General features: G+C 32.6%; 18 protein-coding genes. 2 read left to right on the top strand and 16 right to left on the bottom strand.

The window, feature by feature from the left end; translation table 11 throughout:
• From ER639_RS01470 to isaB, 9 genes are all read right to left on the bottom strand, one after another.
• Window positions 1-2,367 (bottom strand): DNA translocase FtsK, encoded by a 2,367-nt coding sequence (locus ER639_RS01470; RefSeq protein WP_129063974.1) that lies wholly within the window; start codon window positions 2,365-2,367, stop codon window positions 1-3.
• A 57-nt stretch (window positions 2,368-2,424) separates the two neighbouring features.
• On the bottom strand, window positions 2,425-4,098 hold the full coding sequence (locus tag ER639_RS01465) for a ribonuclease J (RefSeq protein ID WP_129063973.1): 1,674 nt from the start codon (window positions 4,096-4,098) through the stop codon (window positions 2,425-2,427).
• Window positions 4,099-4,191: 93 nt separating this feature from the next.
• A complete protein-coding gene (locus ER639_RS01460; protein WP_129063972.1) occupies window positions 4,192-5,382 on the bottom strand; it encodes a M16 family metallopeptidase in 1,191 nt (396 codons plus the stop codon).
• A 113-nt stretch (window positions 5,383-5,495) separates the two neighbouring features.
• Window positions 5,496-7,601 (bottom strand): polyribonucleotide nucleotidyltransferase, encoded by a 2,106-nt coding sequence (gene pnp / locus ER639_RS01455; RefSeq protein ID WP_129063971.1) that lies wholly within the window; start codon window positions 7,599-7,601, stop codon window positions 5,496-5,498.
• A 103-nt stretch (window positions 7,602-7,704) separates the two neighbouring features.
• The gene (rpsO, locus tag ER639_RS01450; protein WP_096076678.1) at window positions 7,705-7,974 is read right to left on the bottom strand and encodes a 30S ribosomal protein S15; all 270 of its coding nucleotides are present in this window, start codon (window positions 7,972-7,974) and stop codon (window positions 7,705-7,707) included.
• 119 nt (window positions 7,975-8,093) lie between these two features.
• Window positions 8,094-9,038 carry a bifunctional riboflavin kinase/FAD synthetase gene (locus tag ER639_RS01445; protein WP_129063970.1) on the bottom strand — a complete coding sequence of 315 codons (945 nt, stop codon included), beginning with the start codon at window positions 9,036-9,038 and terminating at the stop codon, window positions 8,094-8,096.
• Between the two features lie 21 nt (window positions 9,039-9,059).
• The gene (gene truB / locus ER639_RS01440; RefSeq protein ID WP_164993347.1) at window positions 9,060-9,959 is read right to left on the bottom strand and encodes a tRNA pseudouridine(55) synthase TruB; all 900 of its coding nucleotides are present in this window, start codon (window positions 9,957-9,959) and stop codon (window positions 9,060-9,062) included.
• 126 nt (window positions 9,960-10,085) lie between these two features.
• Window positions 10,086-10,430 (bottom strand): 30S ribosome-binding factor RbfA, encoded by a 345-nt coding sequence (rbfA, locus tag ER639_RS01435; RefSeq protein WP_129063968.1) that lies wholly within the window; start codon window positions 10,428-10,430, stop codon window positions 10,086-10,088.
• A gap of 80 nt (window positions 10,431-10,510) precedes the next feature.
• Window positions 10,511-11,047, bottom strand: coding sequence for an immunodominant staphylococcal antigen IsaB family protein (gene isaB, locus ER639_RS01430; RefSeq protein WP_129063967.1), 537 nt, complete (start codon window positions 11,045-11,047; stop codon window positions 10,511-10,513).
• A gap of 528 nt (window positions 11,048-11,575) precedes the next feature.
• Here isaB and ER639_RS01425 point away from each other — a divergent pair.
• Together ER639_RS01425 and ER639_RS01420 are read left to right on the top strand one after the other, a co-directional pair.
• Window positions 11,576-12,004 (top strand): hypothetical protein, encoded by a 429-nt coding sequence (locus tag ER639_RS01425; RefSeq protein ID WP_129063966.1) that lies wholly within the window; start codon window positions 11,576-11,578, stop codon window positions 12,002-12,004.
• Window positions 12,005-12,307: 303 nt separating this feature from the next.
• Window positions 12,308-12,691 carry a hypothetical protein gene (locus ER639_RS01420; protein WP_129063965.1) on the top strand — a complete coding sequence of 128 codons (384 nt, stop codon included), beginning with the start codon at window positions 12,308-12,310 and terminating at the stop codon, window positions 12,689-12,691.
• 116 nt (window positions 12,692-12,807) lie between these two features.
• On the opposite strand, the gene infB is transcribed toward ER639_RS01420, so the two are convergent.
• The 7 genes from infB to ER639_RS01385 form a co-directional block, all read right to left on the bottom strand.
• Window positions 12,808-15,069, bottom strand: a complete 2,262-nt coding sequence (infB, locus tag ER639_RS01415; RefSeq protein WP_129063964.1) for a translation initiation factor IF-2 — start codon at window positions 15,067-15,069, stop codon at window positions 12,808-12,810.
• Between the two features lie 4 nt (window positions 15,070-15,073).
• Window positions 15,074-15,391, bottom strand: a complete 318-nt coding sequence (locus ER639_RS01410; RefSeq protein WP_129063963.1) for a YlxQ family RNA-binding protein — start codon at window positions 15,389-15,391, stop codon at window positions 15,074-15,076.
• Window positions 15,388-15,675 carry an RNase P modulator RnpM gene (rnpM, locus tag ER639_RS01405; RefSeq protein WP_129063962.1) on the bottom strand — a complete coding sequence of 96 codons (288 nt, stop codon included), beginning with the start codon at window positions 15,673-15,675 and terminating at the stop codon, window positions 15,388-15,390. The genes ER639_RS01410 and rnpM overlap by 4 nt, the downstream gene beginning before the upstream one ends.
• Before the next feature lie 9 nt (window positions 15,676-15,684).
• Window positions 15,685-16,749 (bottom strand): transcription termination factor NusA, encoded by a 1,065-nt coding sequence (nusA, locus tag ER639_RS01400; protein WP_129063961.1) that lies wholly within the window; start codon window positions 16,747-16,749, stop codon window positions 15,685-15,687.
• Between the two features lie 12 nt (window positions 16,750-16,761).
• The gene (gene rimP / locus ER639_RS01395) at window positions 16,762-17,229 is read right to left on the bottom strand and encodes a ribosome maturation factor RimP (protein WP_129063960.1); all 468 of its coding nucleotides are present in this window, start codon (window positions 17,227-17,229) and stop codon (window positions 16,762-16,764) included.
• Between the two features lie 120 nt (window positions 17,230-17,349).
• Complete coding sequence (locus tag ER639_RS01390) at window positions 17,350-21,663, bottom strand: PolC-type DNA polymerase III (RefSeq protein WP_240663970.1); 4,314 nt, start codon at window positions 21,661-21,663, stop codon at window positions 17,350-17,352.
• An 85-nt stretch (window positions 21,664-21,748) separates the two neighbouring features.
• Window positions 21,749-23,446, bottom strand: coding sequence for a proline--tRNA ligase (locus ER639_RS01385; RefSeq protein WP_129063959.1), 1,698 nt, complete (start codon window positions 23,444-23,446; stop codon window positions 21,749-21,751).
• Window positions 23,447-23,542: the final 96 nt, after the last annotated feature.

The raw sequence follows: 23,542 nt of genomic DNA, 5'->3' as shown, positions 1-23,542 counted from the left end.
TTATGATTCATAATCGATAAGTACTTGTCTTGGTTTACTACCCGTCGCTGGTCCAATTACACCATTTGCTTCCAATTCATCAATTAACCTAGCAGCCCTGTTATAACCAATTCTAAATTGTCGTTGTAATAAGCTTGCACTGGCTTTTTGTTTCTCAATAACGAAAAGTTTGGCATCTTCATATAGATCATCTTCAGAAGTTTGTGATTGGCTATCAGGAATTTCTGAAGGTTCCATCGCTTGAATATAATTGGCTGATTGTTGCTTCGTTACAAAATTAACAATAGCTTCAACTTCAGCATCTGATAAAAATGCTCCTTGTACACGTACAGGTTTAGACTGACCATATGGTAAATAAAGCATATCTCCTTTACCTAATAGTTTCTCAGCACCTTGGCCATCCAATATGGTTCTTGAATCTACAGCTGAACTCACACTAAATGCGATTCTTGAAGGAATATTTGCTTTAATTAATCCAGTGATAACATCTACTGAAGGACGTTGCGTAGCGATAATTAAGTGAATACCTGCTGCACGTGCCATTTGTGCAATTCTCATTATTGCTGCCTCTACGTCTTTACTTGCGACCATCATTAAATCAGCAAGCTCGTCAACAATAACAACAATATATGGTAGCATCGCATTTTTCTCACCAGCTTCTTCATTTTGGCGTTTTAAGTATTGATTATAGCCCTCTATGTTTCTCGTTCCAGTATGACTAAATAAATCATATCTTCTTTCCATTTCACCAACAATTTTTTGTAATGCTTGTGCTGCTTTTTGTGGATTGGTTACTACAGGTGTTAACAAATGAGGAATGCCATTATATACATTCAACTCAACCATTTTTGGGTCTATCATCATCAATTTAACTTCATGAGGTTTGGCATTCATTAAAATACTAGTAATAATGCCATTTATACAAACAGACTTACCACTACCCGTTGCCCCAGCAACTAGTAAATGTGGCATTTTATTTAATTCAGCACTTATTGGCTCACCTGAAATATCACGACCTAATGCAACTTTAAGTTTGTTTTCTTCAACAGGAGAAGCTTCTAACACTTCTCTTAAACTCACCATTGCAATTGACCCATTTGGCACTTCGATACCAACTGCTGATTTACCTGGAATCGGTGCTTCAATTCTTATGTCCTTTGCAGCTAACGCTAATGCAATGTCATTATGCAAATTAACAATTCTACTTACTTTTACACCCATTGCAGGTTGAACCTCATATTGAGTTACAGCAGGACCAATTCTGATTTGAGAAACTTTCGCATTAACGCCAAAGTTCTTTAATGTCGATTCAAGTAATTGTCCTTTTTTCTTAACTTCTCTTGTGTTTACGTTTGCATTACTACTCACTTCATTTAATAAAGTGATTGGAGGCAATTCATATTTTAAATTTTCATATTCACTTGTATCAGCTTGCTGTACATTCGTTGCTTCATCATCACTATGATTTGAATGTTGATTGGTTTGTTTATTATTTGAGATATTTTCGTCTTGATCAAATAGTGTTGGTTGTCTTTCAGCACGTTCTGAATGCATTGTGTCATTCACAACTTCTTCAGATTCAGATACATTTTCATAAAAATCTTGTTTTTCACCGTCTTTTATTTGATTATGACTATGGAAAATAGGGATATCTGAATCGTCTTGAATTTCCTCTAAGTCAGATACATCTTTTAAAGATTTAGTTTTATTCTTTCTTTCTTCATTTTTTCCACTTTGATTATTACCATTTTGAACATCATTTATTTTTTGTCCAACTTTATTAATAATATATTTACTCGACATGATGAGTGTATGGATGCACCATTCACTTGTTTTTCTAATGGATTTTCCAAGAATTAACAAAACAGATAATATCATCATAATAATCGACATCATAAATGCACCGATTGGACTAATTAAATTTCCAATGACAACAGAATAAATATAACCAATCATACCGCCACCATGAAAAAAGAATCCTTTCTTTGACTCAATTTCAAAGATATTTGTAAATGTTTGATACTTTTCATGACCGCTCATTCTTAAAATCATTTGTAAAAAAAACGGTAATACAACGCTTAATGAAAGCCAACCATTAAGTTTTCTGTTTAATGGAATAAATTTTTTATTCACTGTTACATAAATGATAATTAATGAGATTAATATATATGCAAAATATTTTGCGCTTCCAAATATATATGTTAAAAGGCTGTCAATCCCAACTCCAATAACACCAAATTGTAAAAAACCAATTGCTAAAAGTATTAAACTGATAACTGCAAATAAATAGATAGTCTCATTATTTTGTTGTGTTTTTCTCTTTTTCTTTCTAGTTGATTTTCTAGGTGTCTTTTTTGTTACTGCCATTTTTTCACATCCTTATAAACAAATAAACAAGCTACAATAGCTTGTTTATTTTCACAATTAAATCTCAGAAATGACTGGAATAATCATTGGTCGACGTTTTGTATTTTCATATAAAAACTTACCTAATTTATCACGCATTTCTTGCTTAATTTCTGACCATTCAATACGTTTTTGCATTAATCCTTCTTCAACGATTGCTCTTGTCATTTCCTCAGCTTCTTTTAACAATGCTTCGCTTTCTCTTACATAAACGAAACCTCTTGATTGAATTTGTGGTCCAGCAACAATAGTTTTAGATTTTGGATCTAAAGTGACAACTGCAATAAAGATACCATCTTCACTTAATAAACGACGATCTCTTAATACGATATTACCAACGTCACCAACACCGATACCATCAATTAATACGTTACCAGCAGTGACTTTTTCATTCGCACGCATATTTTCACCATCATAATTTAAAACGTCTCCTTTTTCTAATAAGAAGATGTGTTCTGGTAAAACACCTGCTTCTGCAGCAAGTTTTGCATGTGCGATTTGCATTTTAAATTCACCTTGGACTGGTACAAAATACTTTGGTTGAATTAAATTTAACATCATTTTCAATTCTTCCATACAACCATGACCAGATGCATGGATTTTTTTATTTGTAGAAACGACTTTTACATCTGCTTTAACTAAATCATTGATTACAGAGCCCAGTTTAACTTCCATGTTTGAGCTTGGTGTTGTTGTAATAAATACAGTGTCGCCTTCTTTTACATTTAGTATGCTATTTTTTTGTTTTGCCATTTGCCCTAATGCTTCAATAGGTTCACCGTGAGACCCTGTAGCAATAATAACAATCTCATTGTCAGGATATTTTTCAACATCTTTAACTGGTACTAGTAATTGATCTTGAATTTCGAAATAACCTAATTTTCTTGCAATATTAAATGAAGATTCTAATGATTTACCTAAGAAAGATACTTTTCTATTTTCTTTAGCAGCTGCTAATAATACTTGTTGAATTCTAATAAAGTTAGAGGCATAGCAACTTACGATAATTCTACCTTTAGCTTTCGCAAATTCATCTGCGATATGACTTTCAATTACATTTTCAGGCATATTGTATCCTGGCTTTTCAGCTTCAGTTGAATCACTAATCAACATTAATACGCCGCTTTCACCTATTTGTGCCATCTTATGAATGTCAGGACGATAACTTCCTTGTAAACTTTGGTCAAATTTAAATTCACCAGTGTAAACAATTGCACCTTCTGAAGTATGAATTACAATACCTAATGCATCAGGAATACTATGAGAAGTGTTAAAAAATGAAACATTAACACTTTTGAAGCGCATAATAGAAGCATTATTCACTGTATAAAATTTGATTTTCTTTGTGATACCCGCTTCTTTCATATGGTTCTTTACTAAAGCGATTGTTAATCTTGAACCATATATAGGTGCATCTAAATCATTAATAATGTATTGTAAAGCACCAATTGCATCTTCATGCCCATGAGACAAGAAAATACCTTTTAAACGTTCTTTATTTTCAATAACATATGAAATATCAGGAATGACCGCATCAATTCCTAACATTTCATCTTCGGGAAACATTAATCCCGCATCTAACATGAACATTTCATCGTCAACTTCAACGATATACATGTTCTTTGCAATTTCACCAACACCACCAAGTGGTATCATTTTTATATGATTGTTTTCTTTTTTTACTAAATTCAAAACAGTTCCTCCTATTAATTTCACGTCCATAATCTCTATTTAATTATATTCTATTTAATTGTATATTCACAATAAAAAGAGGCCCAAGCCCCTTTAAGCCATTATTTTCATTTGACTATATTGACAGTCAATATAATTTAAAGCCATTTGTATGTCTTTTAAAGACACTTGATCAATTAAATTTTCTATTTCCTCTAATGTATATATTTTATCATAAATTAACATGCTTTTACCGTAGTGATTTACAAATTGACCATCATTATCAAAATTCATATATAAATTTGTAATCATATTTTGCTTTGTTTTGTTGATCAATGCTTCATCAATTGATGTATGCAATTGTTTAATGATTTCGTCTATACATTCAATACATGCATTAATATTCTCTTTATCCGTAGCAAAATATGTATATAAAACGCCACCTTGATCATATGTTTCAATACTTGAATACGTATGATAACAATAACCATTTTGTTCCCTTAATACTTTAAATAACAAAGCATTCATACTGCCACCATAGATTTGATTAATCACTTGAAATGCTTCATACAAATGATGGTGATGACTTACAATTGGATGTGCTAAAACGACATGTGCTTGCTCAAGATGTGGTTTATGAATCACTTTATCGATTTTTTGAAAGTGGAATCCATTTTGATGTACAGGAGTTTCCTTTAGCGGTAATGCTTCAATCATAGATGCAATCATTTCAGGTTTCGTTCCTGAGTATGAAAATATGCAATTATTAGAAACATAATATTGATTATGAAATTGCAACAAATTTAGTTGGTTCATTTCTTGTAATGATGATTTTGAACCTAATATTGGCTGCATTAAAGATGTATTATTAAATATTTTTGCTTCAAATTGCTCAAATAATGTTTCTTCTGGATCATCTTCAACCATTTTAATTTCTTCTAAAATGACCTTTTGTTCTTTTTCAATTTCTTCTTTCGGAAATGTTGAATAAAAAATCATTTCTAATAATAATTGAATGGCTTCTTCTTCAAATCGTTTTAAAGTTTTGATACCATATACAGTATAAGTTTTTGTAGTATAAGCATTGAATTCTCCACCATACTCATCAATCTTTCGTAAAATATCATGAGCTTGATGGTTATTCGTCCCTTTAAAAATCATATGTTCAGTAAAATGGGCAATGCCTGCGGGAAAATGTTGTTCATCTTTTGTACCTACTTTAATAAATACAGCTAAATGAACAATATCTGTATCTGTTTGATGATGAATGAACTGTCCACCATTTTTTAATTTTTTCTTTTTCATTAATAATCCTCATAAGTTCACATAATTATTTAATTATACCATAATTAATAGTAAAAATATGCACAAAAAAGGTGTGCAACAACGTCACACACCTTAAAAAAATCGTTATATCATTAATTTTTTTCTTCAGTTTTTTCTTCTAATAATACTTTTCGAGAAGCATTCACGCGACCTTGTTTATCAATTTCAGTAACTTTAACTAAGAATTGATCGCCCATTTTTACAACATCTTCAACTTTATTAACACGTTCTTTCGCTAATTGTGAAATATGTACTAATGCGTCTTTACCTGGGAAGATTTCAACAAAAGCACCAAATTTCTCAATACGCTTCACTGTAGACATATAAATTTGTCCTACTTCAGCTTCACGTACGATATTTTCAATTAAGCGTTTTGCCTCTTTAATCATCTCTTCATCACTAGAACCGATAAATACAGTACCATCTTGTTCGATGTCTAATTTTACACCCGTAGCATCTATGATTTCGTTAATCTTTTTACCACCAGGTCCAATAACATCACGAATTTTATCAGGATTGATATGAATAATTTCGATTTTAGGTGCATAAGGACTTAATGATTGACGTGGCTCAGAAATTGTAGACATCATGTGTTCCATAATGTGTAAGCGCCCAACTCTTGCTTGTTCTAACGCTTCACGTAAAATATCTTCAGATAAACCATCAATTTTAATGTCCATTTGAATTGCAGTAATACCTTCTTTAGTACCTGCAACTTTAAAGTCCATATCTCCTAATGCATCTTCCATACCTTGAATATCAGATAAAATTGTATAGTGTTCATCTTTCGTCACTAATCCCATTGCGATACCAGCAACAGGTGCTTTGATCGGTACACCTGCATCCATTAATGCTAGAGTAGATCCACAAATAGAAGCTTGTGAACTTGAACCATTTGATTCTAATACTTCTGATACTACACGAATTGTGTACGGGAATTCTTTTTCATCAGGAATCACTTGTAATAATGCACGTTCACCTAAAGCACCATGACCAATTTCACGTCGACCTGGGGCACGGATTGGACCTGTTTCACCTACTGAGAAGTTCGGGAAATTGTAATGATGCATATAACGTTTTTGTTCTTCAACACCTAAACCATCAATGATTTGATGCTCTCCTAATGCACCTAAAGTTGCAATAGAAAATGCTTGTGTTTGACCACGTGTAAATAAACCAGAACCGTGTGCACGTGGTAAAAGACCAACTTCAGAAGATAATGGACGAATTTCTTCAGGACGACGACCATCTGGACGTACTTTTTCTTCTGTAATTAAACGACGCACTTCTTCTTTAATTAAAGCATCAAACTTTTTATTAACAATTGCAATGATTTCTTCATCTTCGCCTTCAAAAGCTTCAATTACTTTTACTTTTACTGCCGTGATATTTTCTTCACGTGCTACTTTTTCTTGTGTTTGAATGGCTTTTGATAATTCTAATTCAGTAGCTAATGCTTCAACTTTAGATTCTACTTCTTCATTCGGTTGTACTGGTACAAACTCAGATTTAACAGGTTGTAATGTATCAATAATTTCTTGTTGGAAAGCAACTAATTTCTTAATTTCAGCATGACCAAACATAATTGCTTCTAACATTTTATCTTCAGGTACTTCTTTAGCACCCGCTTCAACCATGTTTACAGCATCTTTATGTCCAGCAACTTGTAAATCAAGTAATGATTTTTCACGTTGCTCAATGTTTGGGTTAATGATTAACTCACCATCAACTAAACCTACATTAACACCAGCAATTGGACCTTCAAATGGGATATCAGAAACCGATAATGCCATCGATGAACCAATCATTGCTGCCATTTCAGGTGAGTTGTTTGGATCTACACTCATTACAATAGAAATGACTTGAACATCATGACGATATCCTTTAGGGAATAAAGGACGAATTGGACGGTCAATTAAACGTGACGTTAACGTTGCATCTTCGCCTGGACGTCCTTCACGTTTATTAAAGCCACCTGGAATTTTACCAGCAGCATATAATTTTTCTTCGTAATTCACCATTAATGGGAAAAAGTCAACATCGCGTGGCTCTTTAGAAGCTGTAGCTGTTGATAATACTACTGTATCACCATATCTTACAAGTACTGCTCCATTTGCTTGTTTTGCTAATTGGCCAGTTTCAATAATTAATTCACGACCAGCCCATTCTGTTTTAAATACTTTTTTTTCCTGAGACATTAAAATATCCCCTCTCTTAAATAAACATATAGTTTAACTATACCACACAGCTTGTTGTTTGCATAAAAAAATCGAAAGGAATATTCCTTTCGATTAAATAGAATTAACGACGTAATCCTAAAGATTTAATTAATTCACGGTAACGTTGAACATCGTTTTCACGTAAGTAAGTTAATAAGTTTTTACGACGACCTACCATTTTTAATAAACCACGACGAGAATGGTGATCTTTTTTGTGAGTACGTAAGTGCTCGTTTAATGCATTGATTTCTGCAGTTAAAACAGCGATTTGTACTTCAGGAGATCCTGTATCTGTTTCGTGTACGCGGTATTGTGCGATGATTTCGTTTTTACGTTCTTGAGTAATTGCCATAATTAAATAGCCTCCTATAATTTAATTTACACCATAACCTGAGTATGAGTCGGAGTGTCTCGATACCAAGGAAAGGTACTCAAATAGTATACCATGTTTCAAAATTTAATCAATGATTTCTAATGAATATTTTGTAATATTTCAATTGCAGATGCTTTATCCGCTTTTATTTGTGAAATCAATGCATCGATACCATTAAATTTCTGTTCAGGTCTTAAAAATGCATGCCAATACACTTCAACCGTTTCACCGTATATCGATTCATTGAAATCAAAAATATTTACTTCAATAGATACTTGACTCTTTGAAGGATCATGAAATGTAGGTTTCACTCCAATATTACAAACGCCTTTATAAATGTGTCCATTTTCACGCTTTAATGTTACTGCGTAAACACCCAATTTAGGAAATACATAGAGTTCATTTGGTGCAACATTGGCTGTAGGAAAACCAATCGTTCGTCCTCTTTTCTCACCTTGTACAACTAAACCAACAATTTTATATGGTCTTCCTAATTGCTTATTAGCCTTTTCAATCTCACCTTGCGTCAATTGTTCACGAATCAAAGTAGTAGAAATCTTTTCATTATCTAAAGCACATTTATCAACAGTAGTCACATTAAATCCATCTTTGTCCGCTTCTAACTTTAACATATTACCTTTACCAAACTTGCCATATGTAAAATCAAACCCTGCAATTACTTCTTTAACATGGTTTTTAGTAAAGTAATCTTGAATAAAAGCTTTTTCTTCCATTTGAGCAAATGTTGATGTAAAAGGCACTACAAATAAATAATCAATGCCCATGTTTTCTAAGATAAATTTCTTTTCTTGCATCGGTGTTAAATAATCTGTTCTTTTCATTTCCGGATTTAAAACAACTGATGGATGAGGATCAAAAGTCATTACTGCTTTTTTAAGTCCTTTTTTTTCTGCAACTTCTATCATTTTTTGAATGACTTTTTGATGACCTAAATGCAAACCGTCAAAGAAACCGACAGCTAATGCAATCGGTTCATGATCGTAACACATTTCTAGCGGCTGTTTCATAATTATCGTTTTCATTGTTAACCTCACTTATGAGTTTTAATTAAATACTTTTCGGGCCTTGATTAATCCTGGATGCTTTTCATCCGGCATATAGATGGCCAATACTTTATCATTGTAAAACATTGCAGTTTCTTCTTCAATTTTAGGGCTCATTTGCTTTAATTTTTGGCCCCACAATATTTTTTGAGCGATATTTTCATCCACTTCAACACGAGGTAAGTGCTGTAATCCATGTTCAATCGGTAACAACAATTCAGCTAACGCTTCATATTCTGTATTTTGTAATGTCTCTAACGTGTAGCTTTCTTCAACTTTAAAACCACCAGAAGCAATACGCGTTAGATCAGACATATGACCAATTGTCCCTAAGGCATCAGCAATTTGAGTCGCTAGAGTTCTAATATAAGTCCCTTTACCACATGAAACTTCGATTTTAAATTTACATACCTCATCAACGAAAGTGACATCACTTAATCGACGAATCTCATAAATTTCTACTTTTCTACTCGGGCGCTCAATCGTTTCACCATTTCTCGCATACTCATATAACTTTCTACCATTCACTTTAACAGCAGAATACATAGGCGGTGTTTGATCAATAACACCCGTTAATTGCAATAATACCTCATCAATAATTGCTTCATTAAACGCATCTTTTAATACTGGCACTTTTTGAACGACTTCACCATGAGCATCTTCAGTCGTTGTTTGCACACCTAAAGTCACTTCAGCGATATAGGTTTTACCACTATTCATCACATAATCCGCAACACGGGTCGCTTTACCAACACAAATCGGTAACACACCATCCACCTCTGGATCAAGTGTACCAGTATGCCCAATTTTTTTAGTTTTAAAAATTTTTCTTAATTTAAAAACCACATCATGACTCGTCATGCCACGTGGTTTATTTACTGGAATAATACCTTCCATAATAACCTCCAATAAAACTGCATATCATTATATATATTATTTCAAATAGAACAATTTAATAATAAATTAGATTTTTAATTGATTAAAAACAAAAAACACTGAATACAAGATTCAGTGTTTATTATACCATTATTTATCTTTATTTAACTCAGCAATCATACGTTCAATTTTATTACCGTAATCTACAGATTCATCATAAACAAATTTTAATTCTGGTACGATACGTAAATCCATACGTTTAGCAATTTCTGACTTCATAAAGCCTTTTGACTTTTCTAATGCTTCAAGTGATTTTTTACGATCTCGTTCTTCACCTAAAACCGTAATATATACACTCGCAATAGATAAATCTCCAGTTACCTCTACTTCAGTCACTGTTACAAAACCGATGTTAGGATTTTTTAATTTTTGATTGATGATTTCAGACAACTCTTTCTTAAGTTGTTCACCAACACGTTCACTTCTTAAACTCATAAATATCACCTCGATGTTAATATACCCTAATTGCTGTTTTATTATACGTACTAGGTGAAAATTAGTCAATCAAACCTAAATTAAAATAAAGTAATTTCAGAAATATAACCTGAAACAACAGTCACAAACATTGCACCGTTATTTTTAGTTTCATATTTATAAACTTTTGTTGATTTATTCAAAGTATCGATACCATTTAATTTAAGACCTGTATGTTTTTTCTTAAACGTTGAAAATTTAATTGTTTTCTTTTCAACTGGTAATTTAATTACTCGAATTGTTGATTTAGAAACAGTTTCTAAACCAAGTTCAATATCTTTCACTTTAACAACTTTATCCGCACGTGAGCCATCTAACATACGATTTTTACTTAATTCAAAGCCATTGAAAGAAACATTGTCATTTAAAACAGCTTTAATAAAATCTTTGTCTAATAACAATTTACTATTAGGTTTGAAATAGCCATTGTAATAGTAGTAAGCTGAATTTTGATCAATATTTTTTACTGTACTCTTTGTAACCTTTTTAGAATATGTTGATTGCGCATTCGCATCAACCGAACCTAACCCTGCAAATAAAATTGCTGAAGTTGCAACAACTGCTAAACTTTTTTTCATCTTAATCACTCCAAATTATTATTATCATTTCATAACACCTAAATTATAACACCGCTCATGTCATTGTTATCTTAATCCTACCTTAATAAAGATGTTAATTTACACTATTTATAATAGTGATATAATTCACAAATTATTTCATTTAACAACCTCGATGTAAAAACATACAATACGCAGATAAAAAGTATTTAAACTTCATATTAATTAACTATAGTTAATTCGCAGTTCCATATCAATTTTCCAAAAATTGCAGCAATAGATTAACACCATTAAATTAATATAAATACGCAATTTAGAATATTTATACCTTAACCTTAATAGAACCTTAATTTTACCTTAAAATAATCTGAATTCTTTCATATATTCTTCACTTTAACGGACTTATGTATTAAACTACATTATGTACAGCATATTATAACTAAAATATAAGTTTTATTAAATATTAAAAAATCCCACAAAATCAATATTTTTATCAAATTAAAATAATAAAATGAATATAAAAAATAAAAAAGAAAGGAGTTAACGAAAATGACAGTACTACAATTAGAAAATGATTTTACAGCTTCAATAAAAGATCATTTTGAAAAAAAAGATTGGCATTACTTCGAATTCAATGAAGTAAAAAAGCATCTACATACAGTGTTTTATGCAAGTGTACGATTTGTAAGAGAACTAATATATAATGTAAACAAAGCCAACCATACGAGTATAGAAAATACATTAACATTAGAAAAATTATTAGCATACAAAGATGAAAATAATTTTACTTATCATTCAATTCTTGAATTGGACATCAAAAATTATATCAGAATATTAATCATAAACGAAAATGATAAATACCCTTGCTCATCTGAAGAAACACAAGAATACTTCAACGAAGAACAAAGCCTTATGAATTTAATAACAAATGCAACCATTCAATACTTTATCGACTTAGATACTGAAATGTTTGACTAATTTAAAGAGGATCAGATGATCCTCTTTTTGTAACTAAAAAATCAAATCACAAGATGATATAAAAGAAAGCAGTGATAATGATGAATAAAAAATATGTATTAATCTGTAAATTATTGATTACAGTATATTGTCTCATCACATTTGGTTACTTATTAATGCAAGAAAACCTTCCACTTAATTATTCATTTTTTAATTTATTCATTGTATTTGCCCTCATTAATATATGTAATTTAATCGGAACAAAATGGTTTATGGAGAATAACAATAAAGAAAGTAAAGCAAAGTAAATATGGGGAAAATAATATGAATGTACAAAATTTATTACTGAATCAATTGCCAGATGAAATTAAAGAAAAAGTTATTAAAGAAGATATTGAACTATTTGGGTATTTTATGTTTAATGATATCAAAAAAGTGGATTATGCTTTTATCATTTCCACATATGCAAATCATAAAAATACAGTAAATTTACATGAAATGGCTGCCTGTATTTTTCACTTTCATTTTAACTATTATGAGTATGCTTATGAATATGCATTTTATCATTATTGGAAAGCATTAGAATTAACTGAGTTTAAGAACAAAGAATTTCTTGAAGATTTACTATTGATCTCTGAAGAACCAGATTTCGATATCATTCCAAATGAATATTTAGAATTTGTAAAAGAAAAATTGAAAAGCTTATAATATAAATCTCGATACACAAAAACCCATAGTATTGATAATGTTATATCAATACTATGGGTTTTATTTTATATATTAATCAAATAATCACTAATCTTTCACTTTGATTGATTGTTTAATTATCGTTTAATCTCAACCATTACAAATGCTTCAAAGATGTCGCCTTCTTTTACATCATTGAAGTTTTCGATTGTGATACCACATTCGTAACCTGCTGATACTTCTTTAACATCGTCTTTGAAACGTTTTAATGCATCTACTGCACCTTCATAAACAACGATTCCATCACGAATGATACGTACTTGTGAGTCACGCGTAATTTTACCATCAGTTACATATGAACCTGCTACTGTACCAACTTTAGAGATATTGATTGTTTGACGAACTTCAGCTTGACCGATAACTTGTTCTTCAAACTCAGGATCTAGCATCCCTTTCATCGCACTTTCAATTTCTTCGATAACTTTATAGATAATACGGTGTAAACGCATGTCTACTTTTTCTGCTTCTGCTGCACGTTTCGCATTTGCATCTGGTCGTACGTTAAATCCGATAATGATACCATTTGATGCTGATGCTAATGTAACGTCTGATTCATTGATTGCACCTACTGCTGTATGAATGATTCTTACATTTACGCCTTCTACATCGATTTTCATTAATGATGCTGCTAATGCTTCAACTGAACCTTGTACATCACCTTTAATGATAACGTTTAAATCTTTCATTTCACCTTGTTTCATTTGTTCAAATAAATTGTCTAATGAAACTTTTTGTGATTCTGAACGCTGTGCTAAGATATTTTGTTGTTGACGTGCTTCACCAATACGGCGTGCTTGTTTCTCATCTTTAAATACAACAAATCTGTCACCTGCTAAAGGTACATCTTGTAATCCTGTAATTTCAACTGGTGTTGATGGTCCAGCTGTTTTAATACGTTTACCTAAATCGTTCACCATTGCACGCACACGTCCGAATGTGTTACCTACAACTAATGAATCACCGATTTCTAACGTACCGTCTTGAATTAATAATGAAGCCGCTGGTCCACGAGATTTATCTAATTCCGCTTCAATTACAGTACCAATGGCTGTACGTTTTGGATTTGCTTTTAATTCTTCTACTTCTGTTACAAGTAAAATCATTTCTAGTAAATCTTCAATACCTTCGCCTTTAATCGCTGATAATTGAACGAAGATTGTATCTCCGCCCCAATCTTCAGGGTATAATCCATGCTCACCTAATTCTTGCATTACACGATCAGGATTCGCTGTTGGTTTATCAATTTTATTAACAGCAACAATAATTGGCACTTCTGCTGCTTTCGCATGGTTAATCGCTTCAATCGTTTGTGGCATTACACCATCATCCGCAGCAACAACCAAGATTGTAATATCCGTTACTTGTGCACCACGTGCACGCATTGTTGTAAACGCAGCATGTCCAGGTGTATCTAGGAATGAAATTTTCTTTCCATTGTATTCTACTTGGTATGCACCAATATGTTGTGTGATACCACCAGCTTCTCCAGCAGTCACACGTGTATTACGGATAGAGTCTAATAATGTTGTTTTACCATGGTCAACGTGACCCATAATAGTTACAACTGGTGGGCGCTCAATGATATCATTTTCATCAGCATCTACATCTTCAAAATATGTTTCAAGATCAGTTACATCTACAACTACTTCTAATTCAGCTTCAACACCATATTCTGAACAAATTAATTCAATTGCATCTTCATTTAATGCTTGGTTAATGTTTGCCATAATACCAACCATGAATAAGTTTTTCACGATTTCTGATGCATCTTTGTTTAATTTTTCAGCTAATTCACCAACAGTAATGCCTTCTTCATAAGTAATTTTTGAAGGTGTTTCTTTAACAACTGGTGCTGGTGGTGGCGTTGGTTTTTGTTTACCTTTTTGTTTCTTTTTAGGGCCACCAGTTCCAGGTTTATTGTTATTCCCTGGACGGAAGTTGTTATTACGTTGATTATTTTTTGGTTTGTTTTGATTGTTTTGATTATTTGAATTACCTTGATTGTTCGATTTTGATTGGTTGTTTGAATTACCTTGGTTGTTTGAATTGCCTTGGTTGTTTTGTTTGTTTTGGTTATTATTATTTTTATTCGATTGTTGATTGTTTTGTTTATTTTGATTGTTATTTTGATTTTGTGGTTTGTTTTGAGCATTCGCAGGCTTTTGCTCTTTTTTAGGTGCTTCTTTTTTAAACTTTTGATCTAATGTTTTAATTTCATTGTCTTCTAAAGCTTGCATATGATTTGATACTTCAATATTCATTGCTTTTAACGTATCAATAATTTCTTTACTTTTAACATTTACCTCTTTGGCATATTCATATATTCTTTTCTTACTCATAGACTCATCCTTTCAATTCATGAATCAATGTTTGCATTTTTTTTGCAAAGCCTCCGTCTAATATGGCTATCGATACACGCTCAGCTTTACCTATCGCATACCCTAACATGTATCTTGATTCAAACTCGACACACGGTACACCGTAGCTATTACATTTATTCATGATTGTTTTTTTTGTATTTTCTGATGCATCATTAGATATAATCACTAATTTCGCATGTTTTCTTCTAATTTCACTAATGACCAACTCTTCACCAGTTGCAATTTTTCTAGCTCTCATTGCCAACCCTAATAAATTAAGTACTTGATCTGTTTGGTTCATCGTTTTGGTATCATTTCTCTATAAATCAATCGAATGATTTCATCATAAATTGGATTCATAGTTTCTGTATTAGATTCAAAGAATTGCTCTAATTTTTTCTTTTTTCTTGCCGCTTCAACAATTTCTAATTGCATCACAACGTAAGCACCACGACCATTTTGTTTACCAGTTGGGTCAACAAAAATTTCGCCCTCTTTCGTTTTAACAACACGTAAGAGTTCTTTTTTGGGATACATTTCATTAGTTAAAATGCATTTTCGCATAGGTATTTTCTTTGTTTTCATAAAACACCTCTATTCTACTGGGTAAATACCAGCTTCTTTAGCATCAGTTTCTGATTTGATATCAATTTTCCAGCCTGTTAATTTTGCAGCAAGACGTGCATTTTGACCTTTTTTACCAATCGCTAATGATAATTGATAATCCGGAACAATCACTGTTGTCGCTTGATTTTCTTCATCAACTAATACATCGATTACTTGTGATGGACTTAATGCATTCTTTACAAATGTTTTTGTATCTGCACTCCATTCAACGATATCAATCTTTTCGCCACCCAATTCTTCAACGACAGCTTCAACACGTGAACCTTTAGTACCAACACATGCACCTACTGCATCAATATCAGGATTTTCTGCATAAACACTGATTTTTGAACGGTCACCCGCTTCACGTGCAACAGATTTCACAACAACAGTCCCATCAAAAATTTCAGGTACTTCTTGTTCAAATAAACGCTTTAAAAGACCTGGATGACTACGTGAAACAAAAATTTGTGGTCCTTTTGTTGTTTGTTCAACTTTATTGACATACACTTTAATGCGTTCAGTTGGACGATAAACTTCGTTAGGACTTCTTTCTGCTTCAGATAATACCGCTTCAGTTTTGCCTAAAGTCACATAAACGTAACGATGGTCTACACGGTCAATAATACCAGTCATAATATCGTCTTCTTTATCAATGAATTCATTGTATAAGATACCACGTTCTGCATCACGTAAGCGCTGCATTACCGCTTGTTTTGCTGCTTGTGCTGAAACACGGCCAAAGTCTTTTGGCGTAACATCTTCTTCATAAATATCGCCAATTTCATATGCAGGGTTAGATAATAAAGCTGTTTCTAAACTTACTTCTTCACGTGGATTCATTACTTCTTCTACAACATCTTTACGAGAGAATACACGATAAGTTCCATTGTCCATATTTAATTCAACACGTACATTTGTCGCTGAATTGTAGTTCTTTTTATACGCAGTAATTAATGCTGCTTCGATTGTTTCAATTAATACTTCTCTTGGAATTGACTTTTCTTTTTCAATATAATCAATTGCATTTAATAATTCATTATTCTTTTTCATAATGACCTCCAATTATAATACAACGGCACGTCTAATTTTAGCGATTTTCGTGCGTGGTATATCAAATGTTTTTGTTCTTGTTTTAATTTTTGCTTCAATGGTAATGTTTTGTTCATCATATGCCTTTAAAATGCCAATCCATTCTTTATCCCCTTCTAAAGGTTCATACAATTTAACATAAATATTTTCATTAATAGCTTGTTCGTAATCCTTTTCTTTCTTAAGTGGGCGTTCAGCACCTGGTGAAGATACATCTAAGAAATAGGCATCCGTAATTGGATCGTTTTTATCCATTACTTCTGAAATTTTTTCGCTCGCTAATGCACAATCTGCAATATCAATACCATCTGGTTTATCAATCGCAATGCGCAAATAATAATCAGGGCCTTCTTTAACGTACTCAACATCTACGAGTTCAAATCCTAAGCTTTCAACAATTGGACTAACAATGCCTTCAACTTGTTCTGTTATTTTACTCATATAATCCTCCCAAGCTTACAATAAGAAAAGAGCGGGAAATCCCACTCTTTTCGTCTGTAGAGTATTTTTTTAAGCACATTCATTATAGCACAAATTAATAATTGCGACAAATGATTCTCTTTATAAATCGAAAATGGATAACTGTGCTTTGTCTGGCATGCCATTTAAACTGCCCATCTCATCTAAATAATCAATAATCTTTTGAGAAACTCCAGCTTTTTTATTCAACTCTTCTTTAGATAAAAATGGTCCTTCTTCTCGAGCCGCTACAATTCGTTTCGCAACGTTTTCACCAAGTCCAGGCACTGCGATAAATGGAGGAATTAATGTATCCCCTTCAATTAAGAACTCAAAAGCCGTACTTTTTTCTAAAGAAATCGGCTGCATTTTAAATCCACGCTGTGCCATTTCGTTTGCAATTTCTAAAACTGTTAAGACATCTTTTTCTTTTTTCGCAAGGTCGTGATATCTTGCATAATAATCTTTAACAGTAGCTTTAATGGAATGTTTATCTTTAATCATTGTTAATAAATCAAAATCTGAGGCACGCACTGTAAAGTAACTTGCATAATAGTATAGTGGATGGTGCACTTTAAAGTATGCTATACGAACTGCCATTAACACGTAAGCTGCGGCGTGGGCTTTCGGGAACATGTATTTGATTTTTTTACATGAATCCAAATACCATTCTGGTACTTTATTTGCGCGCATCGCATCTTCAAATTCTTCAGATAATCCTTTACCTTTACGAACAGATTCCATAATTTTAAATGCAAGTGATGGTTCAAGTCCTGCATACATCAAATACACCATAATATCATCACGACAACCAATAACACTTGATAAATCACACGTTCCTGCTTTAATGAGTTCTTGTGCATTCCCTAGCCATACATCAGTACCGTGTGATAACCCAGAAATTTGTACCAATTCACTAAAACTAGATGGTTTAGTATCTTCAAGCATTTGTCTTACAAATCCTGTACCAAACTCAGGTACACCTAACGTTCCTGTTTTACATAATATATCTTCTTCAGTAACGCCTAAAGATTCTGGTCCAGAGAAAATTTTCATCGTTTCTTTATCATCGACTGGAATTGTTTTAGGATCCATGCCTGATAAATCTTGTAACATACGAATCATCGTTGGATCATCGTGCCCTAATATATCGAGTTTCAATACATTGTCATGAATAGAATGGAAATCAAAATGTGTTGTTCGCCATGCCGAATCTTGTTGGTCAGCAGGATATTGAATCGGTGTAAAATCATAAATGTCCATATAATCGGGCACAACAATAATACCACCCGGGTGTTGCCCTGTTGTACGTTTAACCCCAGTACATGATTTTACTAATCGATCCACTTCTGCACTTCGTTTATGAATGCCATTATCATTCATATAGCCTTTTACGTAACCGAATGCCGTTTTTTCGGCTACTGTACCAATAGTTCCAGCACGATATACATAATCTTCACCGAACAATTCCTTCGTGTAATTATGTGCATGTGGCTGGTATTCGCCACTAAAGTTCAAGTCAATATCGGGTACTTTATCCCCTTTAAACCCTAAGAACGTTTCAAATGGAATATCTTGTCCTTCTTTAATATAAGGTACATCACATGTTGGACAATTTTTGTCCGGTAAGTCAAATCCACTGGCCACACTTCCATCTTCAAAGAAATGGCTAGATTTACATTTTGGACAAATATAATGTGGAGGCAGTGGATTTACTTCTGTAATTTCAGTCATTGTCGCTACAAAGCTTGATCCAACTGAACCACGACTACCAACTAAGTAACCATCATCAAGTGATTTTTTAACCAATTTATGCGAAATCAAATAAATAACAGCAAATCCGTTTCCGATAATACTGGCAAGTTCCTTTTCTAATCGATCAATAACGATTTGTGGTAAATCTTCACCGTATAACTTTTTGGCATTATTATAACTCATCTCTCGAATTTCTTCATTAGCACCTTCAATTTTAGGCGTATACAATTCATCTCGAATCGGCTTCACTTCTTCAATCATATCTGCCAATTTATTCGTATTCGTTACTACAATCTCTTTTGCTTTTTCTTCACCTAAGAAATGAAAAGCATCTAACATTTCATTTGTCGTTCTAAAATGAGCTTTCGGTAATGTTTGTCGATTTAATGGATTCCCTGGATTTGATGCAATTAATATATCACGTGCAATATGTTCGTGTTCATGTAAGTAATGTACATTACCAGTTGCAACAACCAACTTACCAAGTTTATCTCCAACTTGAATTAAGCGATCATATATTTCTTCTAATGTTGCTTGATCACGAATTAAATCACGATCTAATAAATGTTGATACAATGCTTTAGGTTGGACTTCAATAAAATCATAATATTGTGCAATTTTCTCAACTTCTTCTTGGTCTTTTTGCATTACTGCTGTAAATACTTCACCATTATCACATGCACTACCTACTAATATACCTTCACGATGCTTATCTAATAAACTTCTTGGAATACGAGCAGTTCGATAAAAATAATGTACTAAAGACTCTGAAATGATCTTAAATAAGTTTTTTAATCCTGTTTGATTTTGCACAATCAGTGTCACATGCATTGGTCTAGCACGTTTATATGCATCTTGATTAGATAATTTTACATCGATTTCATCATGTTGATGTACATTTAAATCTTCAAGTTGTTTCAACATTTTAATAAAAATATGTGCAGTTGTCTCAGCATCATAAATCGCTCTATGGTGTTGTGTCAATTCAATGCCATATTTTTTCGCTAAAAAGTTTAAACCGTGTTTTCCGAGATCAGTATTGATGGTTCTTGATAGTTCTAACGTATCGATAACAGCATTTTTTGTAGCACCATATCCTAAACGTTCGAATCCTGTATCAATGAAGCCCATATCAAAACTTGCGTTATGTGCAACATAAATCGCATCACCTACAAAATCTCTAAAATCATTTAATACTTCTTCAATGGGTGGTGCGTCTACTAGCATATCATCCGTAATTTTAGTTAAATTTTTGATGGTTTCATTCAATCGTTCTCCAGGATTTGAGAAACGCTCAAACTTATCAATGATTTCTCCATCTTTAACTTTAACTGCTGCTAATTCAATGATTTTATCGTATTGTGAACTTAAACCGGTCGTTTCAACGTCAAATACTACATAAGTTGCTGACTTTAAATCGATTGATTGAGGTTTGTATGCAATAGGTACGCCATCATCTACAAGCATGCCTTCCATACCATAAATCATTTTGATGCCTGCTTTTTTGGCAGCACTATAAGCATCTGGAAAACCTTGTGCCCCATTATGGTCTGTAATTGCAATGGCTTTATGACCCCATTTAGCAGCTTGGTCAACATATTTTGAAATATGGGAGACACCATCCATTTGACTCATTGCAGTATGTAAATGAAATTCAACACGCTTTTCTTCAGCAGTATCTTGTTTTTCCTGTTTTTTCACTTCGTGAATGTCATTAGCCATCATGACTAAATCTCTAATAAAGGTATCTTGTTCAATTTTACCTTGGCAACGAATCCATTTACCTGGCTTTAATGCTTTAAAATGCTCTAAAAAGTCTTTACCTGGTCTTGTAAACATTTTAATGATTAATGAATCTGTATAATCCGTTATTTTAACTTGAAGGATATGACGTTTACTTTTTAATTCCTTAATCTCAACATCAAAAATAACACCTTCAACAGCCACTTTATACTCTTCTTCAATGATAGACTCTATTGGTCTTAATGATTCAACTTGAATTTCTTTACCGATTTGACAACTTGATACTTCATTCACAATTTCTTCTGAACGAGATTTTTCAATTTCTACCATTTTTTCTGCAAGTTGCGTTCTATTTGTTTGATCTTCTTGTTCAATATGTTGAGCAAGCGATGCAAGTTCTCGATCATGATCTTCATTTGAAATATCAAAGATTGTATTTGATATATTAAAGCCGCACTGCTTAAATACTTCGATTAGCGTACCATTACAATTTTTGGAAAAATGTCTTTGCTCAACCTCTGTAAGCACATGAAATTTCATAACATCATTTGAAAATGTCACTTTTTTATCTTTTAATTGGCGTTTTAAGTTTGGACTCATTTTCGTTTGATCTATCGCATAAGGGATATATTCTCGAATGACTTCTGTAAAATCACCATCATCTTTATGTGTAACCTTGATTTCAAATGAAACTCGAGCGATTTGATCAAAATGTTCATGAAACTTCGTTTGAAGCAATTGAAACATAGGATAAGGCAAATAGTTTTTAAAAGAAAAATAAAAATGCCATTTACGTTCTTCTCTAGACACATCAATTTTTGTTAATGCCGCAGCGTCGATATCATCTATTTCAAATAAATTGGTGATTTCCAATTGTTTGAGTAGTATTTTAAATTTTTCATTTGCTGAAATGGTCATATTTTTCCACCTTTAAACATGAAAAAGTAATACGCAAATGCGTATTACTTATTCTTAATCTTAGCATTATTATAACAAATTATTTTTAAAGCGTTGCATAAATCGATTTGATTTTTTCTTCGATGGCATCAACCGATACTTCAAATGATTCACCAGTTTTGCGATTTTTAACTTCCACAATACCTTCTGCTGCTTGTTTACCTACAACGACACGTACTGGGATACCAATTAAGTCAGCATCATTAAATTTAACACCTGCACGTTCATTACGATCATCATATAAAACATCATAGTTTGCTTTCAATTCAGTATATAATTGATCCGCTAATGCTTGTTGTGCTTCTTGTTTAGGATTTACTGATATTACATGTACATCATATGGTGTAATCGAAGTTGGCCAAATGATACCTTTATCATCATGATGTTGTTCAATAACAGCTGACAATGTACGGCTCACACCGATACCATAACAACCCATAATCATCGGCTCTGCACGGCCTTGATCATTTAAGAATGTTGCATTCATCGATTCAGAATACTTAGTACCTAATTTGAAAACTTGTCCGACTTCAATACCTTCAGCAAATTTAACTGGATGACCATCCGCTGCTAATTCACCTTCTAAAATAAATCTAAAATCACCAAATGCTTTAACATTAAAGTCACGAGCAATATTTGCATTGATATAATGGTATTCATCTTCATTTGCCCCAACAGCTAGATTGTTTAAATCTTGTACACTGTTATCGGCATAAATTTCAATCTTATCAACACCCACTGGACCTAATGAACCTGGGTTAGCACCAAGAATTGCAACAATCTCATCTTGAGTTGCCATTTCCACAAATTCAGTACCAAAGTAAGCTTTTACTTTTACATCGTTTAATTCATGATGACCACGAATTAAAAACATAACATATTGATCATCAACTTTAACAATCATAGATTTTACAATTTCATCTAAACGTTTCCCTAAGAAATCCGCTAATGCTTGCGCAGTTTTTACGCCAGGCGTATGTACTTTTTCTAACGCTTTTTCCTCAGTATGCTCAGGCTTCGCATGGTATACTACTTCTGCTTTTTCAATATTAGCAGCATAGTCTGATCCGTCTGTATAACAAATTGTATCTTCACCAATCTCAGCAAGTGCCATAAATTCATGTGTATGACTACCACCAATAGCACCACTATCTGCGATAACAGGTCTGAATAATAACCCTACACGGTTAAAGATATTTGTATAAGCTTGATACATATCTTGATATGTTTTATCTAAACTTTCTTCTGTTGCATGGAAACTATAAGCATCTTTCATAATGAATTCACGACCACGTAACAAACCAAAACGAGGACGCTTTTCATCACGGAATTTATTTTGAATTTGGAATAATGTAATTGGTAATTTCTTATAAGACTTTAATTCATCTCTCACTAAAGAAGTAATGATTTCTTCATGAGTTGGTCCTAATGCGAATTCACGTCCATGACGATCCGTCATACGCATCAACTCTGCACCATAACTTTGCCAACGACCTGATTCCATCCATAATTCAGAAGGCTGTAATACTGGCATTAAAATTTCAATACCATCAATCGCTTCCATTTCTTCACGAACAATTGCCTCAATTTTATTTAAAACACGTTTTGCAATGGGTAAATAACTGTACATCCCACTTGCTACTTGTTTGATCATACCTGCTTTTAATAATAATTGATGACTTTTACTTTCAGCATCATTTGGAACTTCACGTAAAGTTGGAATAAACATTTTACTTTGTTTCATAGCTGCCTCCTAAAAAATATTGATTATTATCATCATAATATAAATTCGTACTGAATAAAACTATTAAATGCATTAAAAATGCCATAAGCACTGATT

This window comes from Macrococcus sp. DPC7161 (assembly GCF_004117835.1).
GTDB lineage: Bacteria > Bacillota > Bacilli > Staphylococcales > Staphylococcaceae > SDSC01.
Note: the sequence above shows the minus strand (reverse complement) of the source record. Positions and strands in the feature narration are given on the sequence as shown.

Bases quoted from the DNA above. Each gene is read 5' to 3' on its own strand.
- ER639_RS01460 (WP_129063972.1), bottom strand. From the start codon at position 5,382: ATGAAAAAGAAAAAATTAAAAAATGGTGGACAGTTCATTCATCATCAA.
- isaB (WP_129063967.1), bottom strand. From the start codon at position 11,047: ATGAAAAAAAGTTTAGCAGTTGTTGCAACTTCAGCAATTTTATTTGCA.
- ER639_RS01385 (WP_129063959.1), bottom strand. From the start codon at position 23,446: ATGAAACAAAGTAAAATGTTTATTCCAACTTTACGTGAAGTTCCAAAT.
- ER639_RS01445 (WP_129063970.1), bottom strand. From the start codon at position 9,038: ATGAAAACGATAATTATGAAACAGCCGCTAGAAATGTGTTACGATCAT.
- infB (WP_129063964.1), bottom strand. From the start codon at position 15,069: ATGAGTAAGAAAAGAATATATGAATATGCCAAAGAGGTAAATGTTAAA.
- rimP (WP_129063960.1), bottom strand. From the start codon at position 17,229: ATGAGTAAAATAACAGAACAAGTTGAAGGCATTGTTAGTCCAATTGTT.
- pnp (WP_129063971.1), bottom strand. From the start codon at position 7,601: ATGTCTCAGGAAAAAAAAGTATTTAAAACAGAATGGGCTGGTCGTGAA.
- ER639_RS01425 (WP_129063966.1), top strand. From the start codon at position 11,576: ATGACAGTACTACAATTAGAAAATGATTTTACAGCTTCAATAAAAGAT.
- ER639_RS01390 (WP_240663970.1), bottom strand. From the start codon at position 21,663: ATGACCATTTCAGCAAATGAAAAATTTAAAATACTACTCAAACAATTG.
- nusA (WP_129063961.1), bottom strand. From the start codon at position 16,749: ATGAAAAAGAATAATGAATTATTAAATGCAATTGATTATATTGAAAAA.
- ER639_RS01410 (WP_129063963.1), bottom strand. From the start codon at position 15,391: ATGAACCAAACAGATCAAGTACTTAATTTATTAGGGTTGGCAATGAGA.
- ER639_RS01470 (WP_129063974.1), bottom strand. From the start codon at position 2,367: ATGGCAGTAACAAAAAAGACACCTAGAAAATCAACTAGAAAGAAAAAG.
- ER639_RS01420 (WP_129063965.1), top strand. From the start codon at position 12,308: ATGAATGTACAAAATTTATTACTGAATCAATTGCCAGATGAAATTAAA.
- rpsO (WP_096076678.1), bottom strand. From the start codon at position 7,974: ATGGCAATTACTCAAGAACGTAAAAACGAAATCATCGCACAATACCGC.
- rbfA (WP_129063968.1), bottom strand. From the start codon at position 10,430: ATGAGTTTAAGAAGTGAACGTGTTGGTGAACAACTTAAGAAAGAGTTG.
- rnpM (WP_129063962.1), bottom strand. From the start codon at position 15,675: ATGAAAACAAAGAAAATACCTATGCGAAAATGCATTTTAACTAATGAA.